General features: G+C 41.4%; 11 protein-coding genes. All 11 read right to left on the bottom strand.

Annotated features, from left to right (window positions below):
• Positions 1–134 precede the first annotated feature (134 nt).
• Entirely contained in the window at positions 135–968 is an 834-nt protein-coding gene (locus M2470_RS10115; RefSeq protein ID WP_280744931.1) for a lysophospholipid acyltransferase family protein, read from the bottom strand.
• Between the two features lie 9 nt (positions 969–977).
• Complete coding sequence (locus M2470_RS10120; RefSeq protein ID WP_280744930.1) at positions 978–1,862, bottom strand: CDP-alcohol phosphatidyltransferase family protein; 885 nt, start codon at positions 1,860–1,862, stop codon at positions 978–980.
• Positions 1,863–1,869: 7 nt separating this feature from the next.
• Positions 1,870–2,598 (bottom strand): SDR family oxidoreductase, encoded by a 729-nt coding sequence (locus M2470_RS10125; RefSeq protein WP_280744929.1) that lies wholly within the window; start codon positions 2,596–2,598, stop codon positions 1,870–1,872.
• An 8-nt stretch (positions 2,599–2,606) separates the two neighbouring features.
• The gene (locus M2470_RS10130) at positions 2,607–3,071 is read right to left on the bottom strand and encodes an adenylyltransferase/cytidyltransferase family protein (protein WP_280744928.1); all 465 of its coding nucleotides are present in this window, start codon (positions 3,069–3,071) and stop codon (positions 2,607–2,609) included.
• A 65-nt stretch (positions 3,072–3,136) separates the two neighbouring features.
• Positions 3,137–4,243, bottom strand: coding sequence for a 4-hydroxythreonine-4-phosphate dehydrogenase PdxA (gene pdxA / locus M2470_RS10135; RefSeq protein WP_280744927.1), 1,107 nt, complete (start codon positions 4,241–4,243; stop codon positions 3,137–3,139).
• A 9-nt stretch (positions 4,244–4,252) separates the two neighbouring features.
• Positions 4,253–5,296, bottom strand: a complete 1,044-nt coding sequence (locus tag M2470_RS10140; protein WP_280744926.1) for a DUF4837 family protein — start codon at positions 5,294–5,296, stop codon at positions 4,253–4,255.
• Between the two features lie 116 nt (positions 5,297–5,412).
• Positions 5,413–6,441 (bottom strand): 23S rRNA (adenine(2503)-C(2))-methyltransferase RlmN, encoded by a 1,029-nt coding sequence (gene rlmN, locus M2470_RS10145; protein ID WP_280744925.1) that lies wholly within the window; start codon positions 6,439–6,441, stop codon positions 5,413–5,415.
• A 102-nt stretch (positions 6,442–6,543) separates the two neighbouring features.
• Entirely contained in the window at positions 6,544–8,673 is a 2,130-nt protein-coding gene (locus M2470_RS10150) for a SurA N-terminal domain-containing protein (protein WP_280744924.1), read from the bottom strand.
• A gap of 91 nt (positions 8,674–8,764) precedes the next feature.
• Positions 8,765–10,021, bottom strand: coding sequence for a hemolysin family protein (locus M2470_RS10155; RefSeq protein ID WP_280744923.1), 1,257 nt, complete (start codon positions 10,019–10,021; stop codon positions 8,765–8,767).
• Positions 10,018–10,605 carry an LPS export ABC transporter periplasmic protein LptC gene (gene lptC / locus M2470_RS10160; protein ID WP_280744922.1) on the bottom strand — a complete coding sequence of 196 codons (588 nt, stop codon included), beginning with the start codon at positions 10,603–10,605 and terminating at the stop codon, positions 10,018–10,020. The genes M2470_RS10155 and lptC overlap by 4 nt, the downstream gene beginning before the upstream one ends.
• A 33-nt stretch (positions 10,606–10,638) precedes the next feature.
• Positions 10,639–12,000, bottom strand: coding sequence for a hypothetical protein (locus M2470_RS10165; protein WP_280744921.1), 1,362 nt, complete (start codon positions 11,998–12,000; stop codon positions 10,639–10,641).
• Positions 12,001–12,029 lie beyond the last annotated feature (29 nt).

Here is a 12,029-nt window from a genome sequence, read left to right on the forward strand (position 1 = left end):
GCTGTAGAACTGGTATTATATGAGGGAAAAATGGTTCGTTAGCAAATAAAAATAGCATGTGAGCCGATTTTATTTGCTAACGCGCCAAAAAAAAAAGCATGTGAATGAATTTTCCCAGGTGCTTTGCCGGAGATTTAGGCTTGTTTTTTCGCGCTATACGTTTTCCGGTAAAGAAATTCAGCCAGTTCCTCGTCATCGCTTATTGCCTGTATTTTTTCAGCAGGGATAGGATCACCGAGATATACGTCGAAAGTTTTACCTTTTTTGTTGAATGCTTCGGCCGGAATGCGCAGGGTACGTATTCGCCAGTCTATCTTTCCCAGCCAATAGAAATACTTGGAATTCAGAAAATCAAAGCAAACGGGAATAACAGGTACCTTTGCTTTGCGGATCAGACGTATCACACTGTGTGTCCAGGGAAGGTCGCAGATGCGTTTCTCGTCTTTCCGGTAAAAAGAAATGGCTCCTGCCGGGAAAAATCCTACAGGATGGCCTCCGTGCAGGTGTGCCAGTGATAATCTTACCCCGTTTATGTTCTGAGGGTTGGCACCTTGGTTGTTTGAGTCGGGAGTTACAGAAATAAAGTTGTCTCCCATGGCTCCTATCTTGGTTAGCACGCCATTCACCATCACTTTGAAATCGGGACGGCGGGCAGCAAAAATGTCAATCAGAATAATGCCGTCCAGTGATCCTATCGGGTGATTGGATACCGTAACAAAAGCCCCTTCCGGCAGCTTGTCCAGCACTTCTTCATTGTGTACTTTGTATTTTATGTTGATTAACGGGTCGCTTAATATCGCACTTGTAAAAGCAGAACCTCTTAAATGACAACTATTTTCATGTACATTATTTACTTTTTCAACACAGAATAACTTGATGAATATCTTGCCTAGAAAAGTTCCGAACTTGCTTTTGAAGAACGGAATCATCTCTTGCAAATCATAAATGTCAACAACTGTTTTCTTCATGCTGCAAAATTACAAAAAAGAAGCACATATCTTTTCGTGCTTTTTCATCACAATAAATAAAATAATGTTTAATACTATAATTTCATAGAGGAAATATACCCATACATAACCCGAGAGCATAATGATAAACATCGGGATCGTGCGTCCGTTGAATGTCATTAAGTCGATTAAGGGCATTAGTTTACGACTCTTCTCACGGAATGCAAGGCGTATGTCTTCCGGGATATCGTTGCCGTATTGCTTATGTAATGTTTTGAGTAGTAATTGTAGGGTAGGGGTTCCTTTCTCCTGGATGGAGGTGTAGGCCCTGTACAAAAGGTAAAATATCTTATTGAGCCCCGGTTTAGTGTTTTTATGCTGTTCCCGTATCTGGTCTAATGTTTGGAACTCTGCTCCTTTTTCTTTGCTTATAAAGTAGAGGTGCAAAGTCTTGTAATAATCGGTGATATTTGCCTGGACAAGATGAGACAGACCTGACAAAACAGCCAGGGCAAAGAACCAATATGTCCCGTATTCGTGGGATAAACGTAATGCCAGGTTGATGTATATGCAAGCAAACCAGACGTCTCCGGCCAGGCCGTCGAGTATACGTCCGATGGCAGACTTGATACCTGTCATACGTGCCAACTGGCCGTCTACGCAATCCAATATATTGGCAAAAATCAGTAGTAAGATTCCTCCTATCACATACCTTAAATCGGCATGATAGAAAAGGAAACCTACAGAGGCTCCGATGAATATCGAAATGATAGTAACTGCGTTGGGGGTGATTCCCGTGTTGCGTAATAAACGGGCTATGCGGAAGCCTATGGGGCGGTAAAATATCCTGTCTACGATATTTTCGGTTTCAATTGACTTTAATGAAGCCTCATATTCTTTCTTCAACTCGCTCATCTCTCTCTTATTTATATGAATATCCTCCGTCTACGACGACTATTTCGCCGTTAAAGTAACTGTTTTCCACTAGTGTCTTATACACTTCCGCCAGCTCTGCCGGATCGCAGAATCGTTCTAAGGCTATCTTATTCTCAATGTTTTTCCTGATCTCTGCCGGTTTTGTTTTTTGCCATTCCGTATCTACAAATCCGGGAGCCACTCCATTCACCCGTATCTGGTAAGGGGCCAGAAATTTGACCAGGTTTTTAACCAGGGCGTGAACCGCGCTTTTGGTTACCCCGTAAGCCAATGATACGGAGTGGGGATAAATGCCCATGGCAGAGCCAGTGAAAACGACACTTCCTCCCTTATTGATTTGCGATAGGATTCGTTGCAACAGAAAAACCGGGAAATGAATGTTCCCAAAGAACACGCGTTCCCAATCCGTAGGTTTTATCTCTTCAAAAGTATCCCTGCATGTTAATCCTGCATTGAATATGAGCGCGTCTAAACGGATCGTATGCTTTGTAAGAAAAGATTGGATCGTATCAATGGATTGCATGTCGGTAATATCAGCTTTCAATACCTGTACTTCTGCACCGGTAGCCTGCCGGATGTTTTCTTGCGCCAGGCGGGCTGCATCGTCGTCAGACGCGTAGGTAAGAAGCAGGTCGTATCCTGCGTTGCCCAGCGAACAGGCAATCGCTTTCCCTATCCCTTTGGTTCCTCCGGTGATTAGCGCGTGTTTCTTCATGAATGCTTTTATTCCTTCTCCTCTTTTACGGTAAGCGGCTTGGCTTTCCTTTGCAACTGTAATTGTTCTTCGTAAGAGTCGTGTATGGTTTTCCGCAGATTGGAAGAAGATACGCCTGTCCCGTAAGGGAAATAAAAGACTTGTACTCCCAGGTCTTTCAAATAATCATATTTGCCAAACCAATCGTCACCCACGACAAAAGCATCGATATTCAACTTTTTCACCAGTTCCGAGTGATCCAGCGAATGTTGAGGGATAACAATATCCGGCGTTTTTAATGCTTCGATAATTTGCAAGCGTTCGTTGAACGGAATGATGGGTTTGGGTTTGTATGAAGACACCAATTCATCCGTACTTACTCCGACTATTAATATATCAGCCAGGCTGCGGGAGTAATTAATCATTCGCAGATGGTTGTAATGAAACATGTCAAATGTTCCGGAAGTATATACAATCGTTTTATCTTTAAACATTACGTTCGGTTCAAATTTGAAAGCACAAACTTACGTAAAGTTTTCTTAAAATCCTCATTATATATTTATAATGTGTCTTCGTCGTCGTCTTTGGTCAGATCTAATTTTTCATCTCCCGTACCTTTGTCAAAGTATTGTTTTCGCAGCGGATTATGGGTTGCTTCTTTGTAATTCTTCCGGCTCCGAAAAATATCCAGCGCAGCATACAAGGCCTGACGGAAAGACTCTTCCGACGCTTTATTCTGTCCGGCTATCTCGTAAGCTACCCCATGCATAGGAGCTGTCCGGATGATGGAAAGGCCGGCTGTATAACTTAGTCCGTCTTCTATAGCCAATGTCTTGAAAGGTATCACTCCCTGATCATAATACATTGCTAAAACACCATCGAACTTATCATACATCTGAGATCCGAAAAACTCGTCGGCGGCATAAGGCCCGAAAACCATCACTCCGTTCTTCTCTGCTTCCTGCATGGCAGGGAGGAGGATGAATTCTTCTTCATTTCCTAGCGCTCCGGCCTCGCCGATTTTTGGATTCAGAGCCAATACGGCTATGCGGGGTTTGGCTATTGTAAAGTCTTGTTTTAACGACTGTCCGAATGTTTGTAGCTTTTCTGCTATACGCTCTTTTGTAATAACTGTAGCCACCTCAGACAGGGGTATTTTTTCTGTAGCTAACGCCACGCGCAGATCATTAAACACAAACATAGACAAAGCCTTGTTACCTTCTCCGAAATGCTCTTCCAGGTATTTTGTATGCCCGGTAAATTGAATTTTGTCGGCAGGGATGCTTTGTTTATTGATAGGGGCAGACAACAGAACGTCTATCGTACCTTTTTTTAGGTCTGCGGTAGCTGCTTCCAATGCCTTGTATGCCGCTACTCCGGCAGTTTCTGTTGTTTTGGATAGCTCTACCTTTGTTTCGTCGCTTACACAATTAATGATGTTTACCCTGTTTGTCCCGGCATCTTCCGCACGATTAATACTGCTAATGTTCACAGGTGGCAATTCCATTGTTTTCCTGTGATAAGCGGCAATTTTAGAGGAGCCGTAAATGATAGGTGTGCATAATTCGGCGATCCGGCTGTCGGAAAATGTTTTTAGTATGACTTCATAACCGATGCCATTTATATCTCCGTGGGTGATCCCCACTTTTATTAATCTTTCTTCCATATATTTAAATTACTTTGCGGCTTCCCGTTCCGTTACAGCCAGAGGTGCTGCTGCCGGTTGGTCAAATTCTCCTGGCAGGCGTAAGGTATAGAGAGCAGCTTCTATTCTGCGAATATAATTTCGTTTATTCGTTTCCGGCGCATACACGAATCCTTCTACTACAATCACCCTGTTGTTTACTTCGTCTAAGCGGACATGGCTCACAAATGGGCCACCCATCATGTCGCCCACCATCTTCCACAATCCCCGCAACACTCCGCAATACTTCCCGCGTATGGTAACCGGAGTATAGCTAATCCAACGGCTTTCCGTTGCCATATAGGAATCGGGGAAAGAACCCGGCAGATTTTCTTTTAAGATAGAATCTCTTTTGGCTATCAAGTATTGCTCTGTGAAGGTATTGGGATCAGTATAAGGAAATGTATAGACAATAATATCTGTACGTCCGGTATTGGCGTTGTTTGATGCCCAGAAAAAGTCCTCGGCATTGCGCGTATATGTGATGTCGGTTGGCACGCTTAACATAATATCAAAACGGCTTTTCACGTTTTCCATAACGATATCGCTATAGTTTTTACCAACTAATGTTGCCGCACGGTTCATTTCTATATTGGTGAAGAATTTTGCGATCCGGTTCTGATCTCCGGATTTCATGAATTCTATGATACTTTCCTGGTCGGGAGCCGTCATCGTGAGCACGACCTGTCCTTGTGTCCAGCGGTCGTTTTCATAACTCAATGAGACTTTGGTATAGGTTGAGTTGTCTATTTTAAGGATCAGGATGTTTCTCACATACGTAAGGAGGCCATTGAAATCGGCAGGTGTTACGTATGTAATTTTGAATGCCGCCTCCGGTTGAGGTAAACCAGGTATGGCAGATTCCAGATCATCCTTAACACTTCTTCCGGCTTCTGCATCCCAGACAGTTCTGTCCATGGTTACTACAATTTCGTAAGCAAAACCGGTAGCCCGGGCTGTAACGGGGCTGGAATTACATCCACCCAAGGTCAATAATAGTATGAACGAACTGATAAGTAAAGCGTATAGTTTCATTTTTGTCCTATTTAAGTTGCACAAATATACTGTTTGTTTATAAAGGATGCAAAAACATTCAAAATTCCATAATGCATGCGAAAAAATAGCCTGTTTTTTTTGAATCATTCCGGCTTTCACTTTCCTTGCGACTTTTTACTTGTAGACAACATGCCGCAAGCGGCTAAAATATCTTCACCTCGCGAAGCCCGGATCGTGCATATTATGCCTCTGTCGTTCAGAATGTCGCGAAATTTTTCCATTTTCCGGAGATCGGCGCCTTCTAAGGGGGTATCCGGAATGGCATGAAAACGGATCAGGTTTACCCGGCAAGGAATATCCTTTAATAAGCCAGCCAGAGTTATCGCGTGTTGCAAACTGTCGTTGAAGTCTTTAAAAACAATATACTCAAAGGAAACCCTTCGTTGGTGAGTAAAGTCATATTCTTTGATTAACGAAAGGATATCGTACATAGGGAATGCCTTTTCAGCGGGCAAGATAGAAAAACGCTCTTTGGGGTAAGGAGAATGTAGGCTGACTGCCAGATGACAGCTGCTTCCTTCCAGGAACCGTTTAAGCCCTTTCGCTCCAATCGTGGAAACGGTGATCCGTTTCGGACTCCAGGCGTATCCGTATGATGAGGTAAGTATCTCTAACACCTTCAATACTTCGTCCGTATTGTCTAAAGGCTCACCCATTCCCATGAATACGATGTTTGTCAGCGTTTCTGCTTCGGGGAGCGATTGTATCTGGTTCAGAATCTCGTTGGCTGTGAGGTTCGCTGTAAAGCCTTGTCTTCCGGTCATACAGAAAATGCAACTCATTTTACAACCCACTTGTGAGGAAACACACAAGGTCGCATGTTCTTCCGTAGGGATATATACAGACTCCACAAAGGAACCCTTGCCCACAGGATACAGATATTTGATGGTACCGTCGGTAGACGTCACCTTTTCCGAAGGAGGGATAGCTCCGACCTCGTAGTGCTCTTCCAGATAGGCTCGCTTGGCTGCGGCTATATTGCTCATCTCGTCGATTGACAGGGCTTTCTTTTTGTAGAGCCAATCAGACAGTTGTTTCGCAGCATATGACGGAAGCCCGGCTTCGGCAGCAACTTTCTTTAACTCATTCAATGTCATCCCCAACAAACGTTTCTTCTCACTCATATATAGCCGGAATTATTTTAATTTATAGTACAAAGATAAAAAAAGCTATCGTACTTTTATTGCGTACGATAGCTTTAATATTAATAAGTTTGGTATTCTTTCTTAATAGAAGCGGATACGATTATCAACTACTTTCGCATCGTTTATTAAGGCTTGAATAGCCTGGTATCCGTAGCGATATGCATTGTTTGCATTTAAGCGGTCGATCTCTTCTTTTTCTTTGTATTCTGCTTCTTCCTGGTTCTTTTCGAATACCTGGAATACATAGACTCCGTTATTACCTGCAAGCGGTTTGCTTAATTGGCCTACTTCCGATAAGGTAACCTGCGCATTTAACTTAGGTTCAACACCAATGCTGGAAATACGTGGAGTACTAAAAGTGATAAACTTAACAGAATCAACAGAAGAACCCATTGCTTCTGCATACGCATGTAAAGAATTCAGATTTTTAGCTTTCAGATCATTTACAATCTTTTCTCCTTTCTTCTGAGCTATGATTTCCGATTTAAGAGCAGACTCTACAGAGTTTAGAGAACGGTATCCTTCCGGAATAGTTCCCTGAACAGCTGCTACAACAAATTTATTGTCGCATTCAAATATTTCAGAAATGCTACCTTTTTTATTCTGGAATGCCCAACGGATTACCGGACGTGATTGAGCTACGCTACCAATCATTTGGTCGTTAGCTGTAACCGTTACGTTTGACAACAGGTTGTATCCGGCTTCTTTGGCAGCATCATCCATTTTGTCCATGTTTTGATTCTTGGAAATGAACTGGTTTAGCTCATTATAGATGTTGCTATATGTTTTTGAGCTTGGAGATACGGTTGTTTCAATGTCGGCAACTTTATATTTTGCGATATTAGCAGTCTTTTCCGTTACCTTGAACAGGTGGATTCCGTATAAAGAAGTGATCTTTTTTAGTTCGTTTAGCGGAGCAGAGAATACTAACGATTTGAATTCATCGTTTACAAATCTCATAGCGCCTACTTCTGTAAGCCAACCTACTTCGCCACCGTTTTGAGCTACCTGGTCTGCAGAGTATTCGCGAGCAATGGCTGCAAAATCACCATTCGCTTTCAATACGCTCAGCAAACTGTCGGCAATTGCTGCATCTCTTCCTGTATTAGCAATCAGCATGTGACTTACTTTTACTGAGTCGGGAGCAACTGTTTTGTCCATCAGTCTGAACATTCTGTATTTGTTGTTCTCAAATGCCGGTCCGTAAACGTCACCTATTTCGGCACTTGTTACAAATTGTTTCATTTCCGGATCCAGGGCATTTTCGCTGAAGTATGCGTCAATGAAAGGTACTTCCGAATTTTCATTTACCAACTCGGCGATATGATTCGAATGAGTGAATTCTTCTTTCAAACTTTCGATATCAGCACTTGCCTTAGAGTAGTCATCCTGGCTCGGCACGATATCAACAGCGATGTATTTGATAACTTTGCTTTCTGCCTGTTTGAATGATTCTTTTCGTTGGTTGTATAATTTTTCTATCTCGCTTTTGCTTGCGCTGATTGTAGTATCAGTAACGCTGGCATACGACTGCATTGCATACATAATATCTGCACTTACAGCTTTTTCATTAAAGGCATTTTTTGCGTCAAGCACATTCGGCGAAATGGCTTTAGTCAGTAATGTCGTATACTTTTGCTCCATGCGTTGGAGTTTGATGTTCTTTTCCATGAATAACCAAAAACTTCTCAGTTGTAGCAACTGGGCTTGTTGGTCTGCAGGGTAAGACGCAATATTGTCGTCATCAATGGTTTTTAAAAGATTCAGAAGGGCTGTTTTATCGAACATGCCTGTCTCCGGATTGTGGAACATCTGGTTTTGTTGCAGAATAGGAGATACATTTTCGCCTTGCACCATGTCGAACAATTCTTCCGGGCTTACGGTCATTCCCAGTTTATCCATGGCTTCATTCAATACAATTTCTTGTACCATACCATCAAAAACCGATTGACGTATTTGAGTAACATATTCTTCCGGGAGGTTATTGGTGCCGGATTGCATTTTGTATATCTCTGTCATTTCATCGATACGCTCCTGATACTCCTGGATGCTGATCGTTTCGCCGTTAATGTCAGCTATTTTCTCTTGATTTTGTCTTAAAAAAGTAGAACCAGAGTTCAAAAAGTCACCAATAATAAATGCGAACAAAGCAACACCTACCACGATTACTAATAATCCTGCTCTGTTCCTGATCTTTTCAAGCGTAGCCATTTATCTTTATATGTTTTTAAGTTTAATATTACGTTTTAAGGGCACGAAGATACGAAAAAATGGATTAGCCACATCTTTTCTCTTGTTTTTTTTATTTATCTGCTACTTTCATGCGCACCAACTCTATTTTAGTGGATGTCATTTTTATTATTTTAAATTCATATTTGTGGATACTAACTGTTTCGTTTACTTTAGGGAATTTCTGGTGAAAGTGCAGAATAAAACCGGCAACGGTTACATAGTCGTCTGATTCGGGTAAGTCAAGCTCAAACATCTCGTTCAGGGTGTCTATTTCGATACGTCCCGAAAGCAGGTATTCATTGTCTGCTACCTTTCTTGCAACGTGTGATTTTGTGTCGTGCTCGTCTTCTATCTCGCCGAAAATTTCTTCTACCAGGTCTTCAAGGGTTACGATACCTGCCGTTCCTCCAAATTCATCTACTACTACTGCCAGGCTTTTCTTGTCCTGCATCAGCATTTTCATCAGCTTATTGGCTGTCATGGTTTCCGGAACGATAGAAACAGCCTGTATATATTGTGTCCAGTCCTCTGGGTTCTTGAATAACTCCGAGGAGTGTATATAGCCGGTAATGTTGTCTATGTTTTCATTGTAAACAACGATTTTGGATAGGCCTGTTTCAATGAATTTTGACTTAAGCTCTTCTATGCTGGCTTTTGTGTCGCAGGCTACAATCTCTGTGCGGGGAACAATACAGTCGCGCAAACGGATCGTTGAAAAATCCATGGCATTCTGGAACATTTTTACTTCCATTTCCATGTCTGACTTGTCTTGCCCGTCTTCCAAGCTTTGCTGCAAGAAAAAATCAAGGTCTACTTTGCCCAACGTTCTTTCGGAAGGGCGTATATTCTTTACTCCTGTCATCCTTAATATCCCATAGGAGAGGAGGGATGTAAACCTGGAGATAGGATATAATAATATATAGAAAAAACCTAGAGGTATGGCGAATATGTTTAATGAAAAATTCGGATTTAGTTTAAAGATGGTTTTAGGAATAAATTCTCCGGCAAAAAGAATAAGAATAGTAGATATAATTGATTGTATTAATACAATTACAGCTTCATTGTTTATAAAATGAGCAATATAAGGTTCTAGTAATATAGCCATTTGAAGCCCATATACTACCAAGGCTATGTTGTTCCCTACCAGCATGGTAGAGATAAACTGGTTGGGGTTGCGATAAAAAATATCCAGTATTTTACTTGAGAAGCTTTTGTTTTTTTTCTCTAGTTCATGGCGCAATTTATTTGAGGAGATAAACGCGATTTCCATCCCGGAAAAAAAAGCGGAAAAAACTAACGATATCACTATGTAAATTATGATATTCATTCTTCGGGTGGGATGCTGTCTTTGGGTGTTTCGTTGATCGGAAAGACTCCGGTAGACTCATATACGATGTATTTTGTCATGTTCTGATTAGACTCAAAACCAATACCAGTTAATACCTGGTCTTTCTGTACAATGCGTATGAATTTATCAGAGTAGATTTTGTCTTCTTTGCCATCCCAGTAGAGTAGGGATGTTTCAAAGAATTCTCCTTTCATATTTTGTATTTCTACATTGTTGATCAATTTCCACAATTCCTTTTTTTGATAATAGTAAGCTGTGTCGGCTTTTACGGTTGCTTCGGCATTAAAAAGTGAATCGAATCTTTCCAGGTAAAGACCTTCGGGAAAGTACCAATAAGGTTCTGCGGCTTTTGAAAACATCAACCATTCTTTTGCTGTTGCCCTGTAACGGGTCATTCCAGAGTCGGATACAAGTGTAGATACGTCGAGTGTTCGCATCGTGTAGGTGTTTTCCGGGTCAAAAACAACCTCTACGGTTTCCTGTTTCTCTTTAGAACAAGAGGCCGATAATAAAAGAAACATAACAACTATCAGAGGGATAGTTGTTATGTTATTATTTTTCATATTATAAGGAATACGTTCCTTACACATAGTTTTTTATCTTACTATAGTACGCTCACCAATCCAGCCACCAATGGTGATTGATTTTCCTTTTTCCAAGTCGGGATGCATAAATACATCTTCTGTTGAAGGGAAGTGGGCACGATATGTATTAATCAGTTTGCCGGCTTCTTCAGCTACGCTTGGGTCAACCTGTCTGGCTTTCTCAAATTTGTCTACAGCCGCAAAATAAACCGTTTTTCTCAGTACGGGATCATCGTATATTGTATTGGCTGTAGCAGCATACATTCTACCAATCAGAATGTAAGGAGAACCATTATTAGGTGTAAACTCCAGCGACTTCATGCAGTATTGTCTGGATCTTGAATAGCTGTTCTGTTCAAATGAGAGCAGGGCCATCATGTAGTAGTCGTCAGCTTTTACGTCGCTTTCAGTTTCCATATTGGCAGCTTCTTCAAAGAATGTCATAGCTGTATTGTAGTCTTTTTTCTTAAGAGCTTGACGGGCAAGACCTCTGGCTGATTCAGACGTTGGTTCCAATGCATGTGCATATCCGGAAGCAGCAAAATAAGCTTCGATTTCGTTGCAACGCATTCTTCTGAACAAAGTGATTGTTTCTTTCAGGAATGGAAGATTTTCTTTGTTTACTTCTATTTTATCAGCATACAGGTTCTGCAAGGTTTCGCAGTCGGCAGCGCCACTATTGGCAAAACCATTATCCAAACCTGATTTCAGTCCCTGAAGTGTTTCTATGTCTTTTTCATTATTGGCTTCTTTGGCCGCTTTCAGTTGAGCATCCAGGATCGCTGATGCTTTCAGGTAATCTTGAATGTAATCATTTTTATGGTTCTCATCCGAAGACAGCAACAGGTTTGAAGCAAGCATGTAATATGAAACAGCCAGCGCTTCTGTTCTTTCACCAAATTCGTTAACTACTTCTTTTGTCCAGTTATACATGGTTTTAGCATCAGCATTTTCACCTTTAAGCTGGAAGTAGTCTTGTACCTTACGTGAAACAATCCAGTCTTTACCATATCTGGCATCATTTCCAAAATACTTAACACGTTGGTCGTAAACACCCATTAGTTTGTCTATCAGAGCATCTCTTTTAGCCGGGTCTTTTTCATTGGCAATTTCCCAACCAACGATACGAACGCCATATAAGTAAATGTCTTTTGTAGCAGCAGGACATTCCTCATACGCTATTTTCCAGAATTCGTATGCATCTTTGTAATTGGCGGCTTTAGCATAAGGGGTAAATAAACTAATATTGGTGATGCAACGAACACTGTCTTCACCTGATCCGAAAGGGGTTCCATTATCAACTCCTTTTTGTGCATAAACACCGGAAGTTCCTATCAGACATCCGATGGCAAGAAGAAATACTTTTAGTTTCATATTTGTTTAATTATTAAGTTTACAATTTA

It is taken from the genome of Parabacteroides sp. PH5-46 (genome assembly GCF_029892785.1).
In the GTDB taxonomy this organism is placed as follows: Bacteria; Bacteroidota; Bacteroidia; order Bacteroidales; family Tannerellaceae; genus DFXE01.

What these genes read in the sequence shown, in the direction of transcription:
- rlmN (WP_280744925.1), bottom strand. Translation starts at nt 6,441, where the DNA reads ATGAGTGAGAAGAAACGTTTGTTGGGGATGACATTGAATGAGTTAAAG.
- M2470_RS10125 (WP_280744929.1), bottom strand. Translation starts at nt 2,598, where the DNA reads ATGAAGAAACACGCGCTAATCACCGGAGGAACCAAAGGGATAGGGAAA.
- M2470_RS10115 (WP_280744931.1), bottom strand. Translation starts at nt 968, where the DNA reads ATGAAGAAAACAGTTGTTGACATTTATGATTTGCAAGAGATGATTCCG.
- M2470_RS10150 (WP_280744924.1), bottom strand. Translation starts at nt 8,673, where the DNA reads ATGGCTACGCTTGAAAAGATCAGGAACAGAGCAGGATTATTAGTAATC.
- M2470_RS10155 (WP_280744923.1), bottom strand. Translation starts at nt 10,021, where the DNA reads ATGAATATCATAATTTACATAGTGATATCGTTAGTTTTTTCCGCTTTT.
- pdxA (WP_280744927.1), bottom strand. Translation starts at nt 4,243, where the DNA reads ATGGAAGAAAGATTAATAAAAGTGGGGATCACCCACGGAGATATAAAT.
- M2470_RS10120 (WP_280744930.1), bottom strand. Translation starts at nt 1,862, where the DNA reads ATGAGCGAGTTGAAGAAAGAATATGAGGCTTCATTAAAGTCAATTGAA.
- M2470_RS10140 (WP_280744926.1), bottom strand. Translation starts at nt 5,296, where the DNA reads ATGAAACTATACGCTTTACTTATCAGTTCGTTCATACTATTATTGACC.
- M2470_RS10130 (WP_280744928.1), bottom strand. Translation starts at nt 3,071, where the DNA reads ATGTTTAAAGATAAAACGATTGTATATACTTCCGGAACATTTGACATG.
- M2470_RS10165 (WP_280744921.1), bottom strand. Translation starts at nt 12,000, where the DNA reads ATGAAACTAAAAGTATTTCTTCTTGCCATCGGATGTCTGATAGGAACT.
- lptC (WP_280744922.1), bottom strand. Translation starts at nt 10,605, where the DNA reads ATGAAAAATAATAACATAACAACTATCCCTCTGATAGTTGTTATGTTT.